The sequence below is a fragment of the Flavobacterium sp. Sd200 genome (genome assembly GCF_009826935.1).
Taxonomy (GTDB): domain Bacteria; phylum Bacteroidota; class Bacteroidia; order Flavobacteriales; family Flavobacteriaceae; genus Flavobacterium.
The window spans coordinates 1074720-1100121 of the sequence record NZ_WUMN01000001.1; the positions used below are offsets into that span (position 1 = coordinate 1074720).

General features: G+C 37.6%; 25 protein-coding genes. 9 read left to right on the forward strand and 16 right to left on the reverse strand.

Annotation, left to right across the window (positions count from 1 at the left end; all coding sequences use genetic code 11):
- Positions 1-23: 23 nt before the first annotated feature.
- Positions 24-2654 carry a valine--tRNA ligase gene (locus GR160_RS04930; RefSeq protein WP_160748707.1) on the reverse strand — a complete coding sequence of 877 codons (2631 nt, stop codon included), beginning with the start codon at positions 2652-2654 and terminating at the stop codon, positions 24-26.
- Between the two features lie 160 nt (positions 2655-2814).
- Here GR160_RS04930 and GR160_RS04935 point away from each other — a divergent pair, with 160 nt between their 5' ends.
- A complete protein-coding gene (locus GR160_RS04935) occupies positions 2815-3195 on the forward strand; it encodes a DUF1573 domain-containing protein (RefSeq protein WP_160748708.1) in 381 nt (126 codons plus the stop codon).
- 34 nt (positions 3196-3229) lie between these two features.
- Here the strand turns inward: GR160_RS04935 and GR160_RS04940 are convergent, their stop codons facing one another.
- The 4 genes from GR160_RS04940 to GR160_RS04955 all read right to left on the reverse strand — a co-directional run bounded on the left by GR160_RS04940 (position 3230) and on the right by GR160_RS04955 (position 7456).
- A complete protein-coding gene (locus GR160_RS04940; RefSeq protein WP_160748709.1) occupies positions 3230-4297 on the reverse strand; it encodes an agmatine/peptidylarginine deiminase in 1068 nt (355 codons plus the stop codon).
- A gap of 49 nt (positions 4298-4346) precedes the next feature.
- Positions 4347-5222 carry a carbon-nitrogen hydrolase gene (locus GR160_RS04945; protein WP_160748710.1) on the reverse strand — a complete coding sequence of 292 codons (876 nt, stop codon included), beginning with the start codon at positions 5220-5222 and terminating at the stop codon, positions 4347-4349.
- A gap of 104 nt (positions 5223-5326) precedes the next feature.
- Positions 5327-5842, reverse strand: coding sequence for a C40 family peptidase (locus GR160_RS04950; protein ID WP_160748711.1), 516 nt, complete (start codon positions 5840-5842; stop codon positions 5327-5329).
- Positions 5843-5974: 132 nt separating this feature from the next.
- Positions 5975-7456 (reverse strand): catalase, encoded by a 1482-nt coding sequence (locus tag GR160_RS04955; RefSeq protein WP_160748712.1) that lies wholly within the window; start codon positions 7454-7456, stop codon positions 5975-5977.
- 286 nt (positions 7457-7742) lie between these two features.
- Here GR160_RS04955 and GR160_RS04960 point away from each other — a divergent pair, with 286 nt between their 5' ends.
- Entirely contained in the window at positions 7743-8474 is a 732-nt protein-coding gene (locus GR160_RS04960) for a DUF4197 domain-containing protein (RefSeq protein ID WP_160748713.1), read from the forward strand.
- Between the two features lie 80 nt (positions 8475-8554).
- Here the strand turns inward: GR160_RS04960 and GR160_RS04965 are convergent, their stop codons facing one another.
- From GR160_RS04965 to GR160_RS04995, 7 genes are all read right to left on the reverse strand, one after another.
- Positions 8555-9115, reverse strand: a complete 561-nt coding sequence (locus GR160_RS04965; RefSeq protein ID WP_160748714.1) for a YqgE/AlgH family protein — start codon at positions 9113-9115, stop codon at positions 8555-8557.
- Between the two features lie 125 nt (positions 9116-9240).
- Positions 9241-9519 carry an HU family DNA-binding protein gene (locus tag GR160_RS04970; protein ID WP_160748715.1) on the reverse strand — a complete coding sequence of 93 codons (279 nt, stop codon included), beginning with the start codon at positions 9517-9519 and terminating at the stop codon, positions 9241-9243.
- A gap of 189 nt (positions 9520-9708) precedes the next feature.
- Positions 9709-10656 (reverse strand): methionyl-tRNA formyltransferase, encoded by a 948-nt coding sequence (gene fmt / locus GR160_RS04975; RefSeq protein WP_160748716.1) that lies wholly within the window; start codon positions 10654-10656, stop codon positions 9709-9711.
- Positions 10656-12554, reverse strand: coding sequence for an ATP-dependent DNA helicase RecQ (locus tag GR160_RS04980; protein WP_160748717.1), 1899 nt, complete (start codon positions 12552-12554; stop codon positions 10656-10658). The genes fmt and GR160_RS04980 overlap by 1 nt, the downstream gene beginning before the upstream one ends.
- Positions 12555-12558: 4 nt before the next feature.
- Positions 12559-13098 carry an ATP-binding protein gene (locus tag GR160_RS04985; RefSeq protein WP_160748718.1) on the reverse strand — a complete coding sequence of 180 codons (540 nt, stop codon included), beginning with the start codon at positions 13096-13098 and terminating at the stop codon, positions 12559-12561.
- Between the two features lie 160 nt (positions 13099-13258).
- Positions 13259-13492 carry a hypothetical protein gene (locus GR160_RS04990; RefSeq protein ID WP_160748719.1) on the reverse strand — a complete coding sequence of 78 codons (234 nt, stop codon included), beginning with the start codon at positions 13490-13492 and terminating at the stop codon, positions 13259-13261.
- Between the two features lie 465 nt (positions 13493-13957).
- Positions 13958-14566 carry a hypothetical protein gene (locus tag GR160_RS04995; RefSeq protein WP_160748720.1) on the reverse strand — a complete coding sequence of 203 codons (609 nt, stop codon included), beginning with the start codon at positions 14564-14566 and terminating at the stop codon, positions 13958-13960.
- Positions 14567-14727: 161 nt separating this feature from the next.
- On the opposite strand from GR160_RS04995, the gene GR160_RS05000 reads away from it, so the two are divergent.
- Positions 14728-15621, forward strand: coding sequence for an EamA family transporter (locus GR160_RS05000; protein ID WP_160748721.1), 894 nt, complete (start codon positions 14728-14730; stop codon positions 15619-15621).
- Here GR160_RS05000 and GR160_RS05005 read toward each other — a convergent pair whose 3' ends face one another.
- On the reverse strand, positions 15622-18108 hold the full coding sequence (locus GR160_RS05005; protein ID WP_160748722.1) for a DUF4982 domain-containing protein: 2487 nt from the start codon (positions 18106-18108) through the stop codon (positions 15622-15624).
- A gap of 132 nt (positions 18109-18240) precedes the next feature.
- Between GR160_RS05005 and GR160_RS05010 the strand changes: the two genes are divergently transcribed.
- From GR160_RS05010 to GR160_RS05020, 3 genes are read left to right on the forward strand one after another with little or no spacing between them, the layout of a single operon-like run.
- Complete coding sequence (locus GR160_RS05010) at positions 18241-19794, forward strand: response regulator (protein ID WP_160748723.1); 1554 nt, start codon at positions 18241-18243, stop codon at positions 19792-19794.
- A 53-nt stretch (positions 19795-19847) separates the two neighbouring features.
- A complete protein-coding gene (tsaE, locus tag GR160_RS05015) occupies positions 19848-20255 on the forward strand; it encodes a tRNA (adenosine(37)-N6)-threonylcarbamoyltransferase complex ATPase subunit type 1 TsaE (RefSeq protein WP_160748724.1) in 408 nt (135 codons plus the stop codon).
- Positions 20256-20307: 52 nt separating this feature from the next.
- Complete coding sequence (locus tag GR160_RS05020; RefSeq protein WP_160748725.1) at positions 20308-21501, forward strand: alanine dehydrogenase; 1194 nt, start codon at positions 20308-20310, stop codon at positions 21499-21501.
- 192 nt (positions 21502-21693) lie between these two features.
- Here the strand turns inward: GR160_RS05020 and GR160_RS05025 are convergent, their stop codons facing one another.
- Entirely contained in the window at positions 21694-22260 is a 567-nt protein-coding gene (locus GR160_RS05025) for a pseudouridine synthase (RefSeq protein ID WP_160748726.1), read from the reverse strand.
- 263 nt (positions 22261-22523) lie between these two features.
- Between GR160_RS05025 and GR160_RS05030 the strand changes: the two genes are divergently transcribed.
- The 3 genes from GR160_RS05030 to GR160_RS05040 all read left to right on the forward strand — a co-directional run bounded on the left by GR160_RS05030 (position 22524) and on the right by GR160_RS05040 (position 24376).
- Positions 22524-22799 (forward strand): hypothetical protein, encoded by a 276-nt coding sequence (locus tag GR160_RS05030; protein ID WP_160748727.1) that lies wholly within the window; start codon positions 22524-22526, stop codon positions 22797-22799.
- 113 nt (positions 22800-22912) lie between these two features.
- Positions 22913-23902, forward strand: coding sequence for a glycoside hydrolase family 43 protein (locus GR160_RS05035; RefSeq protein WP_160748728.1), 990 nt, complete (start codon positions 22913-22915; stop codon positions 23900-23902).
- 96 nt (positions 23903-23998) lie between these two features.
- Entirely contained in the window at positions 23999-24376 is a 378-nt protein-coding gene (locus GR160_RS05040) for a PH domain-containing protein (protein ID WP_160748729.1), read from the forward strand.
- A gap of 59 nt (positions 24377-24435) precedes the next feature.
- Here the strand turns inward: GR160_RS05040 and GR160_RS05045 are convergent, their stop codons facing one another.
- Positions 24436-25071, reverse strand: a complete 636-nt coding sequence (locus GR160_RS05045; protein ID WP_160748730.1) for an alpha/beta hydrolase — start codon at positions 25069-25071, stop codon at positions 24436-24438.
- A 2-nt stretch (positions 25072-25073) separates the two neighbouring features.
- Entirely contained in the window at positions 25074-25400 is a 327-nt protein-coding gene (locus GR160_RS05050; protein WP_160748731.1) for a hypothetical protein, read from the reverse strand.
- Between the last annotated feature and the right edge of the window lie 2 nt (positions 25401-25402).

Below are 25402 nucleotides of genomic sequence, written 5' to 3' on the forward strand. Positions count from 1 at the left end.
ACATTTACATTTATGTACTTGCATTATTTTAAGCCTGCAAGACTTTGTTCTAATGTGGCAATTTTAGCAAGCGCATCGGCTTCTTTCTGCCTTTCATTAGCCAATACTTTTTCCGGAGCATTGCCAACAAATTTCTCATTGCTAAGTTTTGCCTGTACCGATTTCAGGAAACCCTGAGTATATTTAAGTTCTTCTTCAAGCTTGGCAATTTCTTCAGCTATATTTATATTGCCGCCTACCGGAACAAAATATTCGTTAGACCTTGCCCTGAAGGTTAGTGCGCCTCCCACTTTATCGGATACATATTCTAAACCGGATACATTGCCTAACTTACAAATTATAGTATCAAAGTAGTCAGAAGTGTTATCATTATTGATAACCTTAAGTTCAATGGCATCTTTAAACGGAATATTTTTGTCTTTACGAATAGTGCGTATACCTGAAATTACTTCAGATGCCAGTTCAAAATCAGCCAATATTTGTGTATTAGCTGGTTTAATTTCCGGCCATGCCGATATTATAAGCGCTTCTTCAGTAGATCTTTCTGCAATATGCTGCCATATTTCTTCTGTAAGGAACGGCATAAATGGATGTAGCAACTTAAGATTAGCCTCAAGCAACTCGATAGCTTTAGCAAAGGTTATACTGTCTATTGGCTGCTGATAGCCCGGCTTAATCATTTCAAGGAACCACGAACAAAAATCATCCCATACCAATTTATAAGTAGCCATTAGCGCATCGCTAATACGGTATTTTTCAAAATGGTCTTCAATCTCTGCAACAGTACTATTCAGTTTAGCCTCATACCAGGCAATCGCTTTGACAGCATGGTCGGGCTGTGCAATATCGGCTATCTCCCACCCTTTTATCAGACGGAATGCGTTCCATATTTTATTGGCAAATCCTTTACCCTGATTGCATAGCTCTTCATCAAATAAAATGTCGTTACCTGCAGAGGCACTAAGCAACAAACCTGCCCTTACTCCATCGGCGCCAAAATTCTCTATAAGATCCAGCGGATCAGGTGAGTTACCTAACGACTTACTCATCTTCCTGCGTTGCTTATCGCGTACTATACCTGTAAGATATACATTAGTAAACGGCTTGGCACCGCCAAACTCATATCCTGCAATAATCATACGGGCTACCCAAAAGAAAAGAATATCTGGCCCCGTAACAAGGTCGTTAGTAGGATAATAATATTTAAAATCTTCGCTTTCAGGATCTAAAACACCACCAAAAACTGCCATAGGCCACAGCCATGAACTAAACCAGGTATCAAGCGCATCAACATCCTGTTTTAAATCAGCCACTGTAAGACCCTGATTTCCTTTTTTTTGTTTTGCAAGCTCTAAAGCTGCCTCCTTAGTTTCGGCAACTACAAAATCTTCTTTACCATCACCATAGTAATAGGCAGGTATTTGCTGTCCCCACCACAGCTGACGCGAAATATTCCAGTCGCGGATGTTTTCCATCCAATGGCGATAAGTATTGTTAAAACGACTTGGATACAGTTTTACTTCTTCGGTTTCAAGTACCGCTTTTATTGCCGGTTTTACCAGGTCTTCCATTTTAAGGAACCATTGGTCGCTAAGCCTTGGCTCAATAACCGCCTTTGTCCTTTCAGATGTTCCTACCTTATTAATATGGTTTTCTATTTTTTCAAGATTACCAATAGACTCTAATTCTTTAGCGATTTCCTCACGAACCACAAAACGGTCTTTACCTTCATACTGAAGCCCGAAACTGTTTAGCGTAGCATCTTCATTAAAAATATCTATAATTTCAAGATTGTGCCTTTCACCCAGTTCCTTGTCGTTAACATCGTGAGCAGGTGTAACTTTAAGGCAGCCTGTACCAAACTCCATGTCTACATATTCATCAAAAATAATAGGTATAACACGGTTTGCAATTGGCACAATGGCATTTTTACCTTTTAAATGTGTATATCGTTCATCATTAGGGTTAATACATATTGCAGTATCGCCCAAAATAGTTTCCGGACGTGTAGTCGCCACAATAACAAAATCTTCTGTACCCTCTATTTTATATTTTAAATGGTACAGCTTGCCCTGTCTTTCTTCATAAATAACTTCTTCGTCACTCAGCGTTGTCTTTGCTTCAGGATCCCAGTTAACCATACGATAACCACGATAAATAAGCCCTTTATTATATAAGTCAACAAACGATTTTATAACCGAAGCATACATATCGTCGTCAAGCGTAAATTTAGTACGCTCCCAATCGCATGATGCTCCAAGCTTTTTAAGCTGCTCTAATATTACTCCGCCATATTTGTCGGTCCATTCCCATGCATGCTTTAAAAACTCTTCGCGTGTAAGGTCGGCCTTATTAATGCCCTGCTCTTTAAGTTTGGCAACAACTTTAGCTTCTGTAGCAATAGATGCATGGTCTGTACCCGGAACCCAACATGCGTTGAAGCCCTTTAGACGTGCACGACGAATTAAAACATCCTGTATAGTGTTATTGAGCATGTGCCCCATATGCAGCACTCCGGTGACGTTAGGTGGCGGAATTACAATGGTATATGGTGTACGGTGGTCTGGTTTTGAATGAAAATAGTTGTTTTTCATCCAATAGTCATACCATTTACTTTCTGCTGCTTTGGCATCAAACTGCGCTGGGATCATCATAACGTTATGGTTCTAAAATATTTGACCAAAAAATTGGTGCGGTTTTTGTAAATTATATGCAAAAGTAACCATATAACTACAATTTCAAAAAAACGTAAACCAATATTTGCACATTAATCTAAACTAAGTACATTTACACATCATCAAATCAGCGCTAATCATGAAAATTCTTCTACGCCTTACTGTCCTTGTTCTTTTTACTACTGCAACTTATGCACAAACGGGAGCAAAAATAGAATTTAAAGCCGATACAATTGATTATGGTACCGTTAGTAAAGATACTGACAACGGCATAAGATTTTTTGAATTTACCAATACCGGCGATGCTCCGCTTATTATTACCGACGTAAAATCAACCTGTTCATGCATAGTAGCTACTAAACCTAAAGAGCCTATTGCCCCGGGAAAAAGCGGTAAAATAGAGGTTAAATATAATATGACACCCGGACCTATACGCAAAACCATTACTGTGCACAGCAATGCAGCTAATGTGCCCGGGAGTATACTTGCCCTTAAGGTTAAGGGCGATGTTAAAAAATAAAAATGGGTGCTCTAAGCACCCATTCTTATTTTTACTATACAGGTTCCTGCTGACTAAGACAATGAAAACTGCCTAATCCCCATATTAGATCGGTAGAATCTATACCAACAATTTCCCTGTCTTTAAAGCAATCCTGCAAGATGCCTAAAGCTTTATCATCATTAATACTATCTCTAAAGGTAGGAACTATAACCGTTTTATTGGCTATATAAAAGTTTGCATAAGATGCCGGAAGTCTTTGATCTTCATAAATTACAGCCTTAGGCATTGGCAACTCAATAACATTTAACTGTTTGCCATCCTGAAGTCGCATTGTATTAAGGCTTTTCAGGTTTTCCTGTAGCAGCTCATAATTATCATCATTTTTATCCTCCTCAACAACTGTAACAACGGTATCGTTGTTTACAAAACGGGTAATATCATCAATATGTCCGTCGGTATCATCGCCAACAATACCATCGCCAAGCCATAAAATATGCTCAGAACCATAGTATTGCATAAGATATTCTTCTATTTGTGCCTGCGATAAATGTGGATTACGGTTTTTGTTCAGCAAACAGGCAGTAGTTGTAAGCAAAGTTCCTTTACCGTTAAACTCTACGCTGCCTCCTTCCATAACAATACCGGGATTAAATACTTTTAGCCCCAATGCCTCACCAATGCGTGTAGGTATAACATCATCAAGGTCATAAGGAGGATATTTATCTCCCCAGGCATTATAGCCCCAATCTACAATTGCTTTTTCACTAGTAGTACGGTTTACTACAAATGCAGGGCCATGGTCTCTGCACCATGCATCGTTAGTAGGATGATGGTAAAAAGAGATCTCGCTAAGCTTTGCACCCTGAACAAGCGGAGCAAATTTTTCTATCTCAGCAACAGCAAACTGCTGCATAGCAGTATCGGCTACGTTAATACAAACCTTTTGATGGCGCGAAACCTGCAAAATAAATTCGCAATACGGTTTATAAATTGTATGTAATTTACCCGGCCAGGATGCTTCTTTGTGCGGCCACGAGAGCCATAAAGCACGTTGTGGTTCAAACTCTGCCGGAAAATGATACCCTAATTGTTTAGGGGTATTTGCTGTATGTAATGTCATTTTAAGAATATCAACTGTAAAGAACCTGGAATTTTAAACCTCAAACAAACTACTCCCCGTCAAGATATCTCTTGGTAATAGGCTGGTAGCTGTCTATCCTCCTATCACGAAGGAAAGGCCAGTGCGTACGATAATGGTCTGTAGCTTTTGTATCTACTTCTACCACGGTAGTCTCTTCATTCTCATGTGATGCTAAATACAACAACTTGCCTTGTGGGTTGGCTACAAAGCTACCACCCCAAAATTTCATGGCACCGTCCTGCTCAAAACCCACACGGTTTACACTTACAACGTGTACACCGTTTGCAACAGCATGCGAACGCTGTATGGTTTGCCATGCATCATATTGTTCTTTGTTAGTATCTTCATCCTGAGTAGTAGCCCAACCAATAGCCGTAGGATAGAACATAACCTCTGCACCCATAAGGGCAGTTATGCGGCTTGCCTCCGGATACCACTGATCCCAGCAAATAAGCACCCCAATTTTAGCAAACTTAGTCTGGAATACTTTATAACCAAGGTCGCCGGGTGTAAAATAGAATTTTTCATAAAAGGCAGGATCATCCGGAATGTGCATTTTGCGGTATTTGCCAAGATACGTTCCGTCAGCATCAATAACTGCAGTAGTGTTATGATACAAGCCTTCGGTACGTTTTTCAAACAACGATGCAATTATCACAACATTAAGCTCTTTAGCAACTTCACTTAACGTTTCGGTAGAAGGACCGGGAATAGCCTCAGCCAATTTAAAATTTTCATAATCTTCCACATCGCAAAAATAAAGCGATGTAAAAAGCTCCTGAAGGCAAACAATATTTGCGCCCTGAGCTGCAGCATTACGAATCTCTCTAATAGCCTTATCCATATTGGGCTGTCTCTCTGCAACACAGCTCATTTGTACTAATCCTATTTTTACTTTACCCATAGTTTTCTATAAATTGAGGTGCAAATTTACTAAAAAAGTTTGTTTTTATATTACCGCCCACCGTTAGCCTTTTCTTAAATCACTGTTAGATGATAACCTACTGATTACAAAGTAAACGGATCTATACATTTATAAAAACGTCTTGTATATGCAGCAGAACCAAGTTCGCTGACAATAACAGCCATTTCTTTGCCAGATGAAGCATGAATAAATTTAGACTGCATGCCATTGGCTTCGCAAATTATGCCTACATGCCCTATTGAGTTTTTATCTCGGTATCCATAAAATATTAGTACTTCCCTTACATTAAAATCCTTTGGGTTGAGTGCTTTTCCAATATCTTTAAATCCCGATGAGCTTCTGGGCAACCCTATATCAAAATGGTTATATACAAAATTTACAAAACCTGAACAGTCAAATCCTTTCTTAGGATTATTTGAAGCATAACAGTAACGTACCCCCATATATTTCCTGGCGAAATTAACAACCGCTTCTCGTTTTGAATTTTGCACTTTTGGCTCACTTATTAAAGTGTTGCGCATTACATTTTTAACTGAATGCTCGATTAAAAAAAACGAAAGTGCTATAAAACCAATAACAGTGAAATTGAGTAGTTTCATAACTGCATGTATAACAAAATGCATGCCTGCATTGTGTTTTGAATAGTGTTTAACAATTATCAACGCATTAAAAACAAAACCCTTACCTGCTTTTTACAAGTAAGGGTTCAATAATAAAATTATCTGTATATCTTAATGTTTCATCATAGATGGGTCAAGGTTTATTTTTAAACCCTGTGCAACACCCATTCCAAGAGCCACATCTGCCCTAAACCAATGGCAAAGCTGCCTGTTTATAATTTCTTCACGTTTAGGTCCTGTAATACCGCTCATTGCGCCTACTATATTATTGATGGTATTTTGTTTAGCTTCTGCATCCATTAACCTGAACAGGTTGCCCGGCTGAGTGTAGTGGTCGTTTTCGCCCTCTGCATTACGATCATACCAGTCGGCAGTAAGGCTTTCCAGTTCCCACGCAGGTTCTTTATAACTGCTGTCGGGCACTATACTGCCAAAACTGTTTGGATAGTAGTTTGGATGATTGCCACCATTGCCATCGGTACGCATATAACCATCCCTATGATAATTATTTGTAGCAAATGGGCAACGGTTTACCGGAATTTGTTCAAAGTTAACACCCAGACGGTAACGCTGTGCATCCGGATAAGACAACAACCTGCCCTGTAACATCTTATCTGGCGAAAAACCAATACCGTCTACAATGCGGGATGGAGAGAATGCCGCCTGCTCTACATCCTGGAAATAATTTATTGGGTTGCGGTTAAGCTCTATTTCTCCAACCTCTATAAGCGGATAATCTCCATGAGGCCAAACCTTTGTTAGGTCGAACGGATTAATGTGATACGTTTTGGCCTCCTCCTCAGTCATTACCTGAATTTTAAAATCCCATTTAGGGAAATTACCATCTTCTATAGCCTCAAACAGATCACGTTGTGCAAAATCAAGATCTTTACTTTTCATGTCTGCAGCTTCGCTATCGGTAAAATTCTTGATTCCCTGTTTTGTCAGAAAATGAAATTTTACATAAAAACGTTCATTTGCAGCATTGATAAAGCTATACGTATGACTGCTGAACCCATGCATGTGACGATATCCTAAAGGAGTGCCCCTATCGCTCATAAGTATCAGTACCTGATGCAGGCTTTCGGGATTTAACGACCAAAAATCCCACATCATAGTTGGCGATTTTAAATTGGTTTGAGGGTCACGTTTTTGTGTATGTATAAAATCACTGAACTTTTTAGGGTCTTTCACAAAAAATACAGGGGTGTTATTACCCACAAGATCCCAGTTGCCGTCTTCGGTATAAAATTTTAGAGCAAAGCCACGCGGATCGCGCTCAGTATCTGCCGATCCCTTTTCGCCCCCAACAGTACTAAAGCGCAATACCATTTCGGTTTTCTTTCCTACTTCGCTAAATATCTTAGCCTTAGTATATTTGGTAATATCGTGTGTTACGGTGAATGTACCAAATGCAGCAGACCCTTTAGCATGTACTACTCTTTCCGGAATACGTTCACGATTAAAGTGTGCCATTTTTTCGTGAAGTATAACATCCTGTAAAAGTATGGGACCTCGTGGGCCAACGGTTTGTGAGTTTTCATGTTCGGAATAAGGACGACCGGATGCTGTAGTAAGTTTTTGTTGTTCCATTATAGTAATTGTTTATTAGTTATTAATTTATTTATACAAAAATAGCCGTCGATAGATTTTGATTATACCAAAAACTATCAATTTTGGCTATAGTGCCATTAGCAATTGTATATCCATAAATTTAAGCATTTGAAAAACAGAAAACTATAACGAAATCTTAAATATGGTTAAAACGATATATCGTAATTTTATATGGCCTTAATAGGTATATGCAGATATAACAGCGGTAAACCAATAAAAACAGGAATGGTTTTTGAACTATCTTTGAATATTAAACAACATTATAATGAAAAAAATAGTATTCTGTGCGTTGCTTTTAGCAGGAATAAGTTTTGGTGCACAAGCCCAGTTAAAAAATGTTCTAAGCAAGGCTAAAGCCAAAGCAACCACTGCCACGGGTTCTAAAGGTATTACAAACACCGATATTGGCAGTGCTTTAAAAGAGGCACTAAACAAAGGGGTAACCGAACAGGTAACGAAACTTACTGCCGAAGATGGTTTCTATAAAAACGAAGCGGTTAAAATATTACTGCCTGCCGAATTGCAAAAGGTAGACACAAAACTTCGCCAGATAGGCTTGGGAAGTATGGCCGATGAAGGTATAAAGCTGCTTAACCGTGCTGCCGAGAGTGCCGTTAAAGAAGCAACTCCCATTTTTGTTAACGCTATTACAAGCATGACCATTACTGATGCTAAAAATATATTAATGGGTGCCGATAACTCTGCTACAGCTTACCTGCAAAAAACAACCACCACACCTCTTTATGCAAAATTTAGCCCTGTAGTTAAAACATCATTAAGCGATGTTGGTGCAGATGAAATATGGGATAAAATTATTACCAAGTACAATGGCTTACCATTTGTTACTAAAGTAAATCCCGATCTAACTGATTATGTTACCAACAAAGCTCTTGACGGTGTATTTACTATGATAACTGTTGAAGAAAAAGAAATAAGGACTGATCTTTCGTCCCGTACAACTGACCTGTTGAAAAAAGTATTTGCAATGCAGGATTAATTGCAAATTTTATATTGATTTCACGGATCTTAGTAATTTACCATTATTTATCAAGAGCCGTGAAAATCTATATTTACACTTTAATTTAATGCAGGATTTTCGGGGGCATTACTCCAAATAACATATTCGCCACCAAGCTCTAATATCTTTTCTTTCCAAAAAGTTGCGCTCGATTTCCCTATAATTTTGTTTTTATAACTGTTTTCAGATACGATCCAGGAATTGTCTTCAAGTTCATCTTCAAGCTGGTGTGCATTCCAGCCACTATAGCCTAAAAAGAAACGTATATTTCCTTTCTTTATAGAGCCCTGATTAATAAGATCTCTGGCAGAATCGAAATCACCACCCCAATAAATACCATTGGAAATTTCAATACTACCCGGAATAAGCTCTGGAATATTATGAATAAAATAAAGATTGTCCTGTTCTACAGGTCCGCCATTATATATTTTAAAGCTGGCTTTAATTTCCGGAACGAGGTCATTAATAGAATAATCTAAAGGCTTGTTGAGAATAAATCCAACGGAGCCTTCGTCATTATGGTCGGCAAGAAGTACTACTGACCTGTTGAAAGAAAGATCTCCGATAGTGGAAGGCTCTGCAATAAGCAGATGTCCTTTTTTGGGTTTTAGTGAAATCATCTTCTTACAATTTGAAATAAATTTAACTAAAAAAACGTCGCCTGCAAAGAAATTCACAAAGATTTAAAAAAAAAGCTTCTCATTTTTGAGAAGCTTTAACTTATAGAACAAATAATCTATTTGAATTATTTTGTATTAACCTGAGTTTCAAGTTCTGCACCCGGTTTAAATTTAACTACATTTTTAGCAGCAATGCTAATGGTATCTCCTGTTTGAGGATTTCTACCTTCTCTCGCAGCACGGCTTGATACAGAGAAAGACCCGAAACCTACTAAAGAAACCCTGCCACCTTTGCTAAGAGCACCGCTCACATGCTCTACAAAAGATTCTAATGCTTTTTTTGCAGCTCCTTTAGAAATTCCTGCATCTGCAGCTATAGCGTCGATTAATTCTGATTTGTTCATAATACGTTCTAATTAATTGTTTGGTTAAAAATTTATGTTTTTTTAATTCCTGTTATACAAATTTAATAGGAAATAGATACTATGCAAGCCTTTTATGCATTTTTCGCTTTAATTGTTGATAACTTTTTTTGTATTGTTAACAAACACTCTTTTTTAATTACAATTATTTAAAATTAACCGTTTTTGCGATTAAAAAGCCGTTGCATTCTCACTAAAAGTAGTACCGTTTAACAGTTCTTTAACAGACATTTTTTTTCGTCCCGGCATCTGTAGCGTCAAAATCCTTATAAAACCGTCGTTTACGGCTACTTTTATTTCCTTTTTATCAGATAAAACAGCTCCAGGCATATATTTATGTTCATCTTTTATATACTCACATTCATATATCTTTACACTCCACTCGTGTTCATTATCTTTAATAAATGTATATGCCGCCGGATATGGGCTAAGCCCCCTGATGTGGTTAAATACTTCAAATCCCGGTTTAGTCCAGTCTATTTTACAGTTATCTTTATTAAGTTTATAAGCTGTTTTCACATCAGCTTCTAATGGCTGAACAGTAGTTTCAACATTACCCTGTTCAATAAGCGTAAGTGTTTTTACTACGGTATCTTTACCAAGATCCATTAATCGGTCGTGCAGTTCTCCAGCGGTTTCAGTATCGCCAATCTCTGTTTCAGCCCTTAAAATCATGGCACCCGTATCTATTTTATCATCAATAAAAAATGTGGTCACCCCAGTTTTTTCTTCGCCATTAATAATTGCCCAGTTTATAGGTGCAGCACCTCTGTATTGTGGCAGTAACGATGCATGCAGGTTAAACGTACCCAATTTTGGCATACGCCAAACTACTTCAGGCAACATCCTGAAAGCCACTACTACCTGCAAATTAGCCTCAAGTGATTTCAGTTCTGCTAAAAAGGCTTCATCTTTAAGATTTGTTGGCTGTAAAAGATTAAGTCCTTTTTGCAAAGCATATTCTTTTACCGCAGAGTGCTGTACTTTTTGGCCACGTCCGGCAGGTTTGTCGGGTGCTGTAATTACCCCCACTATATTATAGCTTTTTTGATAAATGGCGTCGAGTATGCCAACGGCAAAATCCGGCGTACCCATAAAAACAATTCGCAATTGTTCCATTATTTTAAAATATATTGGTTGTTCGTGTTAATACTAATTTTATTGTTTTCTAACAAAAGCCTTAACGCCACAATAGTTTCCTGCTGTGTTAGGTTAAGCAGACTCTCTATACTACGGGAATCATAACTGTTTTGCTTTAATAATTGCTGTATGGCATTTGCTGTCTCTACAGGACTTTTGGGTTGTCTGTTTTTAGTTATGCAATACGAACATATCCCGCAATCAGCAGTATCTTTTTCGTCGAAATATTCGAGTATAAAGCGGCTTTTGCAATGTGAGCTATCGTTAACATATTGTACTACCTTTTCAAACTGGCTTATTTTAATCTGGTTTTGCTGTAAAAGAAACTTTGAAATACGATTGATTGTATGTTCGTCTTCCCTTACCTCATTAAAAACAATACTGCTGTCGTTGCCCGACGTTCTTAAAGCTATAACACCTTTTTGCTCCAGTTTTTGCAGCAATTCGATTAATCCTGCTTCTGTGATGTTACATTTTTTTGTAATCAGGCTTGCATTGATGGCAGTTTCCATTTCAAAAATACCTGTATAGTTACGCAAAATGGTCAGTACAGGTTCTTCATCGGCCGGATTAAGACTAATGTAGCGAATAACCTCCTTGCTTGGAATTATAAACTGCAGGTTGATTTTCTCTGTAAATTCTTTAGAGAGCGTGAGTATTCCCTGCCGCTCTAAAAACTGTAGTGCATTATATGCTTTTACAGGATTAAAATTATATTTATGGCAAAAGTCGTTATAATTAAAAGGATAGGTTTCATCCATCCCTTCTCCATAGGCAATTTGGAGATAGGCATTGAGTTTAAGATATACTTCTTTTAAAAACTTTTTATCGGGCAATACCTCAATAAACTGATTTTGGGTAGCCTTAATATCCGAAGGATTTACCAACAGCACAGCAAAGGCTTTTTGCCCGTTACGCCCTCCCCTGCCTGCTTCCTGATAATAGTTCTCTAAATTTTCAGGAAGCTGTATGTGTATTACCGTTTTTACGTTGGGTTTATCTATGCCCATACCAAATGCGTTGGTCGCTACAATTACCTGAACTTTCTCTGTAAGCCAGGCCTGCATGTTAGCCGTCTTTTCTTTTTCTTTGAGCCCGCCGTGATAAAACGTAGCCTTAAAGCCCAGCGAATTTAATTGCTGGGATACATCATGGCAGGACCTTCGGTTTCTTACATATATAATAGACGGACCGATGTTCTTAGTCAATATTTGTTGTAGGCGATGTAGTTTATCTTCTGTTTCAAAAACCATGTAGGCAATATTTTCCCTGTAAAATGATTTTTTAAAAACAATAGGTCTATGTAATTCAAGCTGCTTAATAATATCATCCTGAACTCTTATAGTGGCAGAAGCAGTTAATGCCAAAAACGGAACATGTGGCAGGTGCTTTTTTAAAACAGATATTTTTAGGTAAGCCGGTCTGAAATCGTGCCCCCATTGTGAAACGCAATGCGCTTCATCTACTGCAACCAGGTTTATAGGAAGTTCTTTTAAACGCTCAATGATCCAATCAGCCTGAAGTCGCTCAGGTGAGACATATAAAAATTTATAGTTACCAAAACGGCAATTATCCAGTAAATCACTTATTTCATTAACACTTAGGCTTCCGGTAAGTGCAATGGCCTTAATATTGCGTCTGTCAAGATTAGCTACCTGATCCTGCATAAGGGCTATTAGAGGAGATATTACAAGACACAGCCCCTCTTTAATCATGGCCGGAACCTGAAAACATATCGATTTGCCACCACCGGTTGGCATGAGTGCAAAAGTATCATGACCATCTAATACAGACTGGATGATCTTATCCTGCGGATCGCGAAAACTATCGTGTTGCCAATATTCTTTTAGTATGCTAAGCGCCTGTTGTTGCTGCATAGTGTTATTTAGAAAGATGCTCTAATATAAAAAGAATTCTGTTATCAGGAGTGTCTTTGGGTACTTCTATAAGCTCGTATCCATAATTTGTATAGGTTTCCTGAAGATGGTCTGCTATAAGCTTTGCCTGGCCATAGTTTTCATAGCGTGCTTCATCGGCGGTATATATTTCTTCCCATGGTGGCAGGAAAAATATTTTAGTATAAACATGATCACGGCATGCCTGGTCAAAAAAAGCAGGATAGCTGTCTCCAATATAATGCATATATGCCAACACATCAGGGATGCCGCGGTCTATAAAAACAGTATGTGCTTCATCAGCTTTAGCCTCATGGAATTGTTTTTTACGACCTTCAAGTAACAGCTCGCTAAAAAGTAAAGGTTTTTCTAAAAAAAGCTGCTCGATACCCTGTTTGCGCGCTTCTAAAATTACCTCGCGCGAAATTTCAGGATAACACGTATGCCCTTTTTGCAATAATTCTTCAATTACGGTTGTCTTGCCCGATCCGGGCCCGCCAATAAGTACAACAATTTCTTTAGCCACTGTTTTTATATAAAAAGGCAAATTTAATTCAAAGATTGTTTATAAAAAAACCATGATGGTTATAGTTTATCTTTAAAGAAACTAACAGGATTTTTGCGCAAAAAAAATCCCGTTATGGTGGGGCATAACGGGATAGATCTTTTTAAAGTAAGGTACTCTATTATTCTACCATATCAAGCAGGTGAACTTTATTTACAGGCACATTACCTGTTTCATCCTGCAGTATCTCGATTCCTAAAATTTCAAATGGTCTTTCAATTTGATTTCCATTCGTATCAAGGTATTCAAGTACCAATACATCAAAACTGTCCGGGTGCAGTGCAATTGTAACACTGTCCGTCAATTCGTTTTCAATAATAAAGTTACGCATTGCGTCTAAAGTAATTTTCTCCATGCTATTCAAGATTTTTAGGTTAGGATAAAAATAAATGAATTAACTGAATAAAATATCACTAAAAGTGTTAAACATTATCGATTTAACACACTTTAGAAGAAAAACGAGAAAAAATCACATAAAATCTTGTTAAAAACAGTAAAAAACACAACTGAATATTATAAGATTTTTTGCAGAATGTGTAAATTAGATTATAAATAATGATTAACTACTGTGTTAACATTAAGAAAACATGCCATAATACACAAATAGTTTAATAAACTACGCTCAGCAATTACTTTCAAATGCTTCTTAAAGAGACTATTAAGTAAAAATACGTAAAAACACTATCTAAAATATGAATACTATCCCTTTTAGTATTAAACGTCTTACAAAATTTAAAAAGGTAAATTTATAAAACGTCAAATTAAGCATTCATTTGCTGTATATTAACACATTATACAATTTCAAAAAAGCTGTTTTGGATTACCTGAAATCTACAATACCACCTCCGGTATCTCCTGCTTTAACCGATTTGTTAATTGCTTTTTCCCAATCGGTCATTGGATATTTCTTTTTGAATTCTGGCAGATCTCGATCAAAATAATCTGCTACATAAATTCGTGGCGTACCTTTTTCAACCACATCTTTATAATCCAACTCACCAATATAGGTTATTTCTCCTTTTTTTATTTCAAACGGAATAGAAAACAACCTGCTGCTGCTAACCATGCCATTAGACCCTTTATGATCTAAAAAACCGTACTGGGTAAAAGCATATTGACCAGGCTCACGCTCAATAACTACAAGATAAGATTTCTTATTATTAAAGTCTCCGTTAAAACTGTCTTTAACTTCACTGCCACTAATAACCACCTTACCAGCGTTACGTTTTTTAAAGGCCTTATCACCATTTTGGGCACTATAAAAAAACCGATAAATTTCGTTAACGGGTTTATCTCCCTCAAAAGTAATGGTTGCAATTGCAACACCTTTTTCGGACGTAGGTTTAAAATCAGCGGCAACATTGGTTGGAGTTGATTTACACGAACTCAAAATTATAAGCAATGGCAAAAACAAACAGACAATTTTCATAGCAATAGTATTAATATTACAAAGTTAACCAATACTGTGCAGAATATTGGCATTATAAATCAATAATCCATTTAGTAGACAAAGTGTTTATTTATTAAAAAAGAAGCATTTAAATTATGATCAATATCTGTTACTTTTGCACAATATTTCCGGTATAAAAAATGCGCTATAAATATTATCTTGCCGCTGCCACTGCCTTTGCTATATGGGGGTGTTTCAGCTTTGTTCTAAAACCCCTTCATAACTACCCGTCTCCTGATATACTTTTTTACCGTATATTTTGCTGCGTTATACTAATGGTAGCCACTAATTTATTATTCAGGAAAAAGGCCATAGCAGAAACAAAAAGCAGCCTTGCCTTACTAAAGCCTGAAACTCGAAGAAATCTGATGATCCTAACGGTTATCAGTTCTTTAATGCTGGCAGGCAACTGGTTCTTTTTTATTTATGTAATGAACCACATAAGCGTTAAGGCGGCATCGTTTGCCTATTTGGTATGCCCATTATTAACCACAGTTTTTGCCTTTATAATTTTAAAAGAACGACTTACACCATTGCAATGGTTGTCGGTAGGCCTTAGTTTAGTAAGTTGCGTGTTGTTATCCTATAATAATTTTAACGATGTGTTTTTCAGTATAATTGTAGCGGCAACCTATGCTATTTATCTTGTGCTTCAAAAAAAGTTTATCGGTATAGATAAGTTTTTGCTGCTAACAGTACAATTGTTAATAACGTCTGCAATACTATTACCTTTCTATCCTGTTTACAGTGGGCCATTACCTCAGGAAGCTTCATTCTATGGCTATATAGCAGTTATTGCCATTGGGTTTACCATCATACCAATGTTGTTAAACCTTTTTGCATTAAAAGGAATAAACTCATCAACATTAGGCATATTACTGTACATAAACCCAATAATAGGCTTTTTGTTAGCTGCCTTTTATTATAAAGAAAGTATATCTGCCATACAAATAGTAGCCTACTCCATTATAGTTATATCTATAATTATTTTTAATATAGGAAGTTATTTAAAACTTCGCAGTGCTGCAAAGTAACTATTTTTTCGATATAAGTTTTACAGTAGCGGTTTCCAAACCGTCTCCAGTTACTTCTAACTGAATGTTTCCTGCTTCTTTAGCCAATTGCACCAACACCACAAGTTTGCCGCTAAAAAGTTTCATGGTGTTTAAATGAAACATTTCTGTAGAAGTTGCATCACCATTGCAGGCTGCTCTGTATGTACCGGCACCACTTACTTTAAAGTTTAATTGATTAGTAGCAGTTGGGCACAGCACTCCGTTTTTATCTACCACACTTGCGGTTATAAAACTTATATCTTCTCCGTTGGCAGTAAGACTTTTCCTGTCGGGGTCCAAGACAATTTTATGTGGCTTCCCGGCTGTTTTAATTTCTTTCTCGGCGACAGGTTTACCTGACTTATCAAAAGCTACAACTTTAACGGTTCCCGGCTCATATTTTACATCCATCCACATCAAGCGATACCTGTTTTGCGGTGTTGCATTGCTCCTTTTTTGCACTCCCATGCTTTTACCGTTTATAAAAAGTTCGGCACTGTCATAGTTCGTGTACACAAAAACAGGTGTGGTTTGCCCCTCACGCCCATCCCAGTTCCAATGCGGCAATATATGCAGGGTTTCGTCTTTCGTATTCCATCGACTTCTGTACAGATAAAAGCGGTCTTTGGGCAAACCTGCCAGATCAGAAATCCCAAAGTATGAACTGCGCGAAGGCCATCTTTCATCATAAGGCGTAGGTTCCCCAAGATAATCAAAACCGGTCCATACAAATTCGCCAATAACCCAGGGTTTATCATCCTGCAATACAAAATCTTCGTCCGGCACATTACTCCAGCTACAGGCTCCAAGGTCATAAGATGAGCATTGTAGGTCTTCATACTGCTTTTCTTTAGCCTGTACCACCGGAAATTTATAAATACCCCTTGAACTTACTGTAGAGGCCGTTTCAGATCCTAATATAAACCCCTGCGGAAAAGCCTTATAGGCATCTTCATAAAGATGTACCCTGTAATTAAGCCCCGGCACATCGAGAAGTGCTCCAAAGCCCGACTGCATGGTTTGCTTTACCTGGTCCATTCCAACAGTTACCGGCCTTGTAGGGTCTTCTCTATGAAAAACATCCTGTAAAAATTTAGCCCTTGTAATTCCCTCAGCCCCATATTGGTCGGGAACTTCGTTACCACTGCTCCACATCACAATACTTGGGTGGTTGCGTGTAGCACGCACAAGGTTAACAATATCTTTTTCGGCATATTCTTCAAAAAAACGGTGATAGCCATTTTCTACCTTTGGTTTTGCCCACTCGTCAAAACTCTCAGCCAGAAACATAAAGCCCATTTCATCTGCCAGTTCCAATTGCTCAAAAGACGGCATATTGTGCGAACTGCGAATAGCATTACACCCAAGATCTTTTAAAATGGTAAGTTGCCTGCGCATAGCCGATTTGTTTACGGCCGCTCCCAATGGCCCCAAGTCATGATGCAGGCAAACGCCTTTAAACTTAGTTACCTTACCGTTTAGGCTGAAACCTTTTTGGGGCTCATACTTTATTTCGCGTATTCCAAACTTTGTATGTACTTCGTCTTTAAGTGTTTTCCCTAAATACAATTGGGTAACCGCAGTGTATAAATAAGGCGTTTCCGGACTCCATAATTGCGGGTTTGGCACCATTATGTTCTGTTCAAAGAGCTTACCCTTTTTGTCTTCGCTTGTAAGTGTGGCTATTTCTTTACCGATGGCATCTAAAATTTTTGTTACCATAACCACACCACTGCCTGTAACTTCCGACTTAATATTTACCGTAGCTTTATCAGATGTTATTAATGGCGTGGTAATAAATGTACCCCATTGGTCAAAGCTCTCGCGGTTTTTAACAACAACGCTTACTTTTCTAAACAACCCGGCTCCGGGATACCATCTTGACGAATATTCTTTATTGGTAAGCTTTACAGCAAGTGTATTTTCTTCTCCTACCAACAGATCTTTAGTAATATCGATATAAAAATAGCTATATCCATAAGCCCACTCCCCTACTTTTTTACCGTTTAAGTAAACTTCGGGCTCGCTCATTGCGCCTTCAAAAACTAAAAGAGCCTTTTTATCTTCTTTAAATTCAGGAAGTTTAAATGTTTTTCTGTACCAGCCTGTACCAATATGGGGCAATGCCCCGGTGCGGCCTGTTTTTTCTGTCGCTTCTTTCTCGCCATTTTGTACAATGGCCACTTTTTGCATATCCCATTTTTTATCAAACGGCCCTTTTATGGCCCAATCGTGTGGCACAGTTACGGTTTCCCATGCTAAATCATCAAAACTTTTAAGATAGGCATTATCGTTCTGCCCATTAAAAAACTTCCATCCTTCCGTCAGCAAAACGGTTTCTCTAACTTTAGCATCCTGTTTTTTGGCAGAGCAACCACTAAAAACGACCGCAGCAAAAAATAATAAAACCCTGAAGATATTTTGATCGGCGATATTAAAATAAGGATGGGACAATAGTTTTTTCATTTTATAGTTTTTAGTAAACGCAAGAGTTATAGAAGGTTTCCCTATTTTATTTTTATAAAAAAATTAGGACTAAAATTACGTAAATAGCTATACCTTGCAGTATAATTTAAGAACAAAAATAGCTCATAAAAAATGAATGAGATTAAAATACTTTGGGTAGACGATGAAATAGATATGCTAAAGCCACACATTATGTTTTTAGAGAAAAAAAACTATAATGTTACTACGGCAAACAACGGGCAGGATGCACTCGACCTTTTTGATCAGGAAAACTTTGATGTGGTTTTTCTTGACGAAAACATGCCAGGACTTACCGGGCTTGAGGTATTGGCCGAAATGAAAGAGAAAAAGTCTACCGTGCCTATTATAATGATAACTAAAAGCGAGGAAGAGTATATTATGGAGGATGCCATAGGCTCTAAAATTGCCGATTATCTTATTAAGCCTGTAAACCCAAACCAAATACTGCTTTCGCTTAAAAAGAACCTTGACCATTCCAGGTTGGTATCTTCTAAAACCACACTTGATTACCAAAAAGAGTTCCGCAAAATATCTATGGACATGGCTATGGTAAACAGTTGGGAAGAATGGATAGATCTTTATAAACGCCTTGTTTTTTGGGAGATGGAGCTTGAAAATATTGAAGACCAGAGTATGATCGAAATATTAGAATCTCAAAAGGTAGAAGCGAACTCGCAGTTTGGTAAGTTTATAGAACGCAATTATGAAGACTGGTATGAACCAAAAGCCGATAAACCTGTGCTTTCGCACAATCTTTTCAGGGAGCTTGTTGTACCCGAAATTCAAAAAAAACAGCCTATACTTTTCGTTGTTATAGACAACCTGCGCTACGACCAATGGAAAGCTTTTGAAAGTGTTGTAAATAACCATTATAAACTTGAAAAAGAAACTTCATACTATGCTATTTTGCCAACTGCAACACAATATGCCCGTAATGCAATTTTTAGCGGCCTTACTCCATTAGAAATGGAGAAAAAGTTTCCTCAATACTGGAAAAATGATGTCGATGACGGCGGTAAAAACCTATATGAGGCAGAGTTTTTAACAGAACAATTAAAACGTCTTGGGCTTAGCGGCCTAAAACAGGAATATTATAAAATTACCAATTTTGCATCGGGTAAAAAACTGGTTGACAACTTTAAGGCATTAAAAAATAACGATCTTACTACAGTAGTTTACAATTTTGTAGATATGCTTTCGCATGCCAAGACCGAAATGGATGTTGTTAAAGAGCTTGCCAGCAATGACAAGGCTTACCGATCGTTAACACTTAGCTGGTTCCGTAACTCGCCATTGCTTGAAATTATACAGCAGGCACAACAAATGGGCTTTAAGCTTATTATTACTACAGATCATGGCACTATAAATGTAAAAGACCCAAGCAAAGTTATTGGCGACAGGAACACAAGCCTTAACCTGCGTTACAAAACCGGACGCAGCCTAACGTTTGAAGATCGTGACGTATATCATGTAAAAGATCCTAAACGCATTCAGCTACCGGCTATAAACATGAGTTCTTCGTATATATTTGCCAAAAACGATTATTTTCTTGCCTACGTAAACAATTACAACCATTATGTTAGCTATTATCGCAATACCTATCAGCATGGAGGTATTTCGCTTGAAGAAATGATCGTGCCATTTTTGGTTTTAAGTCCTAAATAAAAAGTAAGGACAAACAGTTAATTTAGTATTTATTTTAATTTTTTGATTTAGTAATGGAAATCACTTTTTCCCTTGCGGAAATAGACAACACTGCAAAACAGGTGCTGGGTCTAAACCTTAAAAATATAATTTTACTGCACGGCAGTATGGGTGCAGGCAAAACCACTTTTATAAAAGCCCTTTCCAAACAATTTGGGGTTAAAGATATTACCTCGAGCCCTACCTTCAGCCTTGTAAACGAATATGAAACCGGAGATGGTAAACCATTATATCATTTTGACCTTTACAGGCTTAACAGCGAAGAGGAAGCCTATGATATGGGCATAGATGAGTATTTTTACAGCGGCTATACCTGCCTTATAGAATGGCCCGAAAAAACACCTAATCTTATACCTTTAGACCATACAACAATTACTATAAAAGCCTTACCTAACGGGCAAAGGCATCTTATTGTAAAATAGTTGTTTATATTTGTTGTTTTTTGTAAATTACTCCAATTATTATAACCTATCCATGTCATTTACACCTTTTACAAGGCAACAGCTGTTACCGCAGGAAGAAATGCTCGAAGTAGCAAAACAGCGCGGTGAGCTTTTTATTGGCCTGCCCAAAGAAACATCATATCAGGAACGCAGGATATGCCTTACTCCCGATGCCGTGGCATCACTTGTTGCGCACGGACACAGGGTGTTAATGGAAAATGGCGCAGGACTTACGGCAAGCTATACTGATAAAGAGTACAGCGATGCAGGTGCGGAAATAACCTACGACACTAAAAAAGTTTTTGGCTGCCCGGTTATACTCAAAGTAGAACCACCTACGGTAAGCGAGATAGAAATGATGAATCCGGAAACGTTATTAATATCTGCCATACAGCTAAAAACGCAACGCAAAGAATATTTTGAAGCACTGCAGGGCAAAAAGATAACGGCGTTAGCTTTCGAATTCATCAAAGACAGCGATGGATCCTACCCTGCTGTAAAATCATTAAGCGAAATAGCCGGAACAGCATCTATACTTATTGCTTCGGAACTGATGATAAGCCAAAAATTGGGTAAAGGCTTACTGTTTGGAAATATTATGGGTGTACCACCAACCGAGGTTGTAATAATTGGTGCCGGCACTGCGGCCGAGTTTGCTGCCAAAACAGCTATTGGTCTTGGTGCCAGCGTAAAAGTATTTGACAATTCTATCAATAAACTCCGCAGGCTGCAAAACAGTTTAAACCAACGTATTTTTACTTCTACCATTCAGGAAAAAGCAATACTTAAAGCCCTTATGCGTTGCGATGTAGCCATTGGAGCTATGCGCGGCAAAGACCGTAGCCCGGTTATCGTAACCGAAACTATGGTAGAGCGAATGAAACGTGGTGCAGTTATTATAGATATTTCTATAGATACGGGCGGATGTTTTGAGACATCAGAAGTTACTACTCATGAAAAGCCAACGTTTGTAAAACATAATGTTACGCATTATTGTGTACCTAACATTCCGTCACGCTATAGTAAGACAGCTTCGTTATCTATTAGTAATATCATTAGTCCGTTTCTATTGCAAATGGCTGAGGATGGAGGTATTGAAAGTTCAATACGCTGTAATGCAGGGCTTAAACACGGCATATATTTCTATCATGGCCGTCTTACCAACAGCAGCATAGCCGAATGGTTTTCGTTAAATTATACTGATATAAACCTTATAGTGTTTTAAAAAGATTTTGCGAAGATTAGAAGGCCGGCATGTTCATGACAATACCGCAAGTATTAGTGGGATGTCAATATATTATATTTACATGCCAAAACAGTAACCGGCCTCTATAATTTAATACTAAAACAACTTAACTGTAAAATACCCTAACCAAAAAATCGAATTATTTTGTAAGTTTACATTTACAAAGTGATTTTAGAGGATAAAACTCTCTACATCAATAACTTCTCCAGGTTGTAAACTACCAAGGTTTATGTTACCTACCCTTACTCTAATAAGTCTTAAGGTAGGAAATCCGACAGCCGCAGTCATTTTCCTTACCTGCCTAAATTTACCTTCGGTAACAGTAACCGATATCCATGATGTAGGTCCATGGCGTTCGTCCCTTATTTTTTTCCCTCTTAACGGAAAATCAGGAACATTATTCAAAATAGACGCCATGCAAGGCTTCGTGGTATATTTAATTCCTTTAAAACCAATCTCAACGCCTTTCTTTAATTTCTCCACTGCTTCATTATCAATAATACCATCAAGCTGTGCATAATACTCTTTTTCAACCTTCTTTCCCCTAACAATTTCACTCATCATGCCATCGGTAGTGAGTAAGAGCAACCCCTCGCTGTCTTCGTCAAGACGTCCTATAGCCATAGTACCTGCCTGAAAATTATAAAGTTCACCAAGTAATTTCTTATTTCGTTTAAGGTTATAAGTAAACTGGCTAAGATAACCGTAAGGCTTATAAATAATATAGTGTTTATGCATCTGTCTAAACTTGTGTGGCCAAATATTAAGCCTGAAAACAATATCAAATATACTAATCTTATATAAGTCCTAAACGCAGCATACAGATAATTTAAGATCATACTTAAATATTTACTTACTAAGTTAATTATAAATGAATTACAAAAAAACGATGTAATTACATCAATACCTCATTTAATCGTTAAACATAGGTTAATACATGTTTTGAGTAATAACGGTTAGAGTGATAATAAGTAATTTTACTATGTATAAAATTTACTGCCATGAAAATAATACTAACATTTATCCTGTTACTGGCTTTTACACCTTTCATGGCTGCGCAGGAAATACAGGAGCGTCAGGATCAGCAGCCACAACCTGTAACACAACAGCAGGTTGAACGCGATGCCAAGATTGCACAACAGGAACGCGCAAGGGAAGAAGCCGACAAGAAATTAAAACTTGAGGCCGAAACTAAAAAGAAAGAAGAAGAAAAAAAGGCCAGGGCCATTGAAGCAGATAAAAGTAAAAAGACTTCAACAACGCGGGGAAAACAATAATAACGTTATTTTTTGTTACTTAGGTTATTGAAGGAGAGGCTTGCAAATATTATTTTGCAGGCCTTTTTTATTTTATATATTTATACTCTATAACGTTTAAGTAAAAGTAGTATATGCTAAAAAAATGGTTATTTAAAACTGTGTGCCTGTTGTGTTGCCTTACAGCTTTTGGGCAAAAAAAGATACGAACAAATGTTCCGTTAGATTCAATAGTATTAAGCGATCCTTTTATACTGGCTGATAAGAAAACTAATATGTATTACATGACAGGCACGGGCGGAAAACTTTGGAAAAGTAAAAATCTGAAGATTTGGGACGGGCCTTACAGCATTGCCCAAACGGATGATGCTTCGTGGATGGGACCTAACCCAATGATATGGGCCGCTGAGATACACCAATACAAAAACAAATACTATTATTTTGCCACTTTTACCAACAAAGCGGTTATAATAGATACTGTAAACGGCAATACAGTAGAAAGGCGGGCATCGCATGTACTGGTTAGCGATAAACCTGACGGACCATATAAACCAATGAAAGACCCGGTTTACCTTCCTGAAAATAAACCAACATTAGACGGTACTTTTTGGATCGATAAAGATGGTAAACCTTATATGGTTTACTGTTATGAATGGCTGCAGGCCGTAGATGGCACCATTGAAAAAATAGAACTTAAACCAGATTTGAGTGGGTCTGTAGGACAGGGAAAGCTCTTGTTTAAAGCAAGTGAATCGCCATGGAGCAGGGAAAAAGACGCTAAAGGCAATGATGTTCCTAACCGGGTTACCGATGGCCCTTATCTTTTTAAAACCGGAACGGGCCGGTTAGGAATGATATGGACAAGCTGGATATATGATGTGTACACACAGGGAGTTGCCTACTCTAAAAGCGGTACACTCGATGGGCCATGGATACAGGAAAAAGACCCTATAACACCTCCTAATTTTGGCCATGGAATGTTATTTAAAACGCTCGACGGAAAACTATTAATGGCATTGCACAGCCATAAATCAATAAATGGTAAATATCACAGGGTGCCTCATTTTTTTGAAGTAGATATTAACGGAGACAAACTTATTGTAAGCAAGTCTTTTATACCTTAAAATCGTCAATAATGATTTTTTAAATATTCTCATTACCCGAAAAATAAAGCGTAAATTTCGACACCTTAAAACACCTATTAATCAAATACACTAACCATGGGACTATTTAATGCCATAATGGGCAACGCATCGGAAGTAAACATTGAAAAACTTGGCCAGGAGTATTCTTCGATACTTATTAACGGAGAAAAAATAGAGAAAGCCTTTAAGCTGATACGCGACATGTTTGTTTTTACAAACAAGAGGCTTATACTTGTTGACAAACAAGGAATTACCGGAAGTAAAGTAGAATATATGTCAATACCTTATGGCAGTATTATTAAATTCAGCAAAGAAAGTGCAGGTCTTTTAGACCTTGATGCCGAACTAAAAATATGGGTTCGCGGCGAAGTACAGCCAATTAAAAAACAGTTTGGAAAAGACAACAATATCAATGAAGTGTACCAAATACTGGGACAGCATATTTTAGGATAAATTATAGAATTAAATTAAAACAGCCAAAACATTTAAGTCTTGGCTGTTTTTTTATGTTCTTAATTTTTATTTAACCACGACAGCAGGTCATAAAAATTTTGAGGTGCTACCCCATGCCCTACAGGATATTCATGATATTCTGCCTGCAAGCCATGCTCCTTTAAATATACAGGTGCCTGACGTGCCCATTCTACAGGTATTACCTGATCCTGAGTACCATGTGATATAAAGAATTTTACGTTTGGTGTTTGTGCTTCCTGAACGATATCCATATTTAAATAACCGCTCAGGGCCACTACCCTACTCACTTTTTCAGGATAGCTTAATGCAACCGAATAGCTCAGTATAGCTCCCTGGCTAAAACCTATAAGTGTAATATTATCTTTATCGACCGGATATGTTTCAGCCACTTCATCTATAAATTTAGCAATAAGGTCGCGAGACTGTGCTGCCTGAACATTATCTGTAAACTTATTCATGTCGGCATCAAAATTAATAGCATACCACGCATGCCCATAAGGGGGCAAACTGTATGGTGCACGTGCCGATATAATTAAATATTCGTCAGGCAATTGCGATGCAAAACCAAAAAGATCTTCTTCGTTACTGCCATAACCATGAAGCAACAACAGCAATGGGCTTTTATCCTGTTTTACTTTAGGTTCTCTTACCAAATGATATAAAGACAGCTCCATGTTTACAGTTTTTTAAAGAATTTCTGAAAAAAATTACCCAACAAAGGCACCGGTGTTGTATCGCCCTTTATAGCCGATACAATGCCATAGCCCCATAAAACCGACATAAAAAGCCAGAATGGAAAAGTTATCATAGGATCAGCAAAGCCACTGATGGTATAACCAATAAGCACAAAAAGTATTGATAACCCCATAGCCTGCCTTACATGAAATGAGGCATACGGGTTTTTATTTTCAGAGTTCATAGACATGGCAATAAGTGCGCCCACAACCAGTATATAAGCAGTTATGGCTGTACTTTTGCCCTGTTCAACTATTTCTTTATTCATTA

Coding starts and splice junctions, on each gene's coding strand:
- GR160_RS04930 (WP_160748707.1), bottom strand. CDS start 2,654: ATGATGATCCCAGCGCAGTTTGATGCCAAAGCAGCAGAAAGTAAATGG.
- GR160_RS04935 (WP_160748708.1), top strand. CDS start 2,815: ATGAAAATTCTTCTACGCCTTACTGTCCTTGTTCTTTTTACTACTGCA.
- GR160_RS04940 (WP_160748709.1), bottom strand. CDS start 4,297: ATGACATTACATACAGCAAATACCCCTAAACAATTAGGGTATCATTTT.
- GR160_RS04945 (WP_160748710.1), bottom strand. CDS start 5,222: ATGGGTAAAGTAAAAATAGGATTAGTACAAATGAGCTGTGTTGCAGAG.
- GR160_RS04950 (WP_160748711.1), bottom strand. CDS start 5,842: ATGAAACTACTCAATTTCACTGTTATTGGTTTTATAGCACTTTCGTTT.
- GR160_RS04955 (WP_160748712.1), bottom strand. CDS start 7,456: ATGGAACAACAAAAACTTACTACAGCATCCGGTCGTCCTTATTCCGAA.
- GR160_RS04960 (WP_160748713.1), top strand. CDS start 7,743: ATGAAAAAAATAGTATTCTGTGCGTTGCTTTTAGCAGGAATAAGTTTT.
- GR160_RS04965 (WP_160748714.1), bottom strand. CDS start 9,115: ATGATTTCACTAAAACCCAAAAAAGGACATCTGCTTATTGCAGAGCCT.
- GR160_RS04970 (WP_160748715.1), bottom strand. CDS start 9,519: ATGAACAAATCAGAATTAATCGACGCTATAGCTGCAGATGCAGGAATT.
- fmt (WP_160748716.1), bottom strand. CDS start 10,656: ATGGAACAATTGCGAATTGTTTTTATGGGTACGCCGGATTTTGCCGTT.
- GR160_RS04980 (WP_160748717.1), bottom strand. CDS start 12,554: ATGCAGCAACAACAGGCGCTTAGCATACTAAAAGAATATTGGCAACAC.
- GR160_RS04990 (WP_160748719.1), bottom strand. CDS start 13,492: ATGGAGAAAATTACTTTAGACGCAATGCGTAACTTTATTATTGAAAAC.
- GR160_RS04995 (WP_160748720.1), bottom strand. CDS start 14,566: ATGAAAATTGTCTGTTTGTTTTTGCCATTGCTTATAATTTTGAGTTCG.
- GR160_RS05000 (WP_160748721.1), top strand. CDS start 14,728: ATGCGCTATAAATATTATCTTGCCGCTGCCACTGCCTTTGCTATATGG.
- GR160_RS05005 (WP_160748722.1), bottom strand. CDS start 18,108: ATGAAAAAACTATTGTCCCATCCTTATTTTAATATCGCCGATCAAAAT.
- GR160_RS05010 (WP_160748723.1), top strand. CDS start 18,241: ATGAATGAGATTAAAATACTTTGGGTAGACGATGAAATAGATATGCTA.
- tsaE (WP_160748724.1), top strand. CDS start 19,848: ATGGAAATCACTTTTTCCCTTGCGGAAATAGACAACACTGCAAAACAG.
- GR160_RS05020 (WP_160748725.1), top strand. CDS start 20,308: ATGTCATTTACACCTTTTACAAGGCAACAGCTGTTACCGCAGGAAGAA.
- GR160_RS05025 (WP_160748726.1), bottom strand. CDS start 22,260: ATGCATAAACACTATATTATTTATAAGCCTTACGGTTATCTTAGCCAG.
- GR160_RS05030 (WP_160748727.1), top strand. CDS start 22,524: ATGAAAATAATACTAACATTTATCCTGTTACTGGCTTTTACACCTTTC.
- GR160_RS05035 (WP_160748728.1), top strand. CDS start 22,913: ATGCTAAAAAAATGGTTATTTAAAACTGTGTGCCTGTTGTGTTGCCTT.
- GR160_RS05040 (WP_160748729.1), top strand. CDS start 23,999: ATGGGACTATTTAATGCCATAATGGGCAACGCATCGGAAGTAAACATT.
- GR160_RS05045 (WP_160748730.1), bottom strand. CDS start 25,071: ATGGAGCTGTCTTTATATCATTTGGTAAGAGAACCTAAAGTAAAACAG.
- GR160_RS05050 (WP_160748731.1), bottom strand. CDS start 25,400: ATGAATAAAGAAATAGTTGAACAGGGCAAAAGTACAGCCATAACTGCT.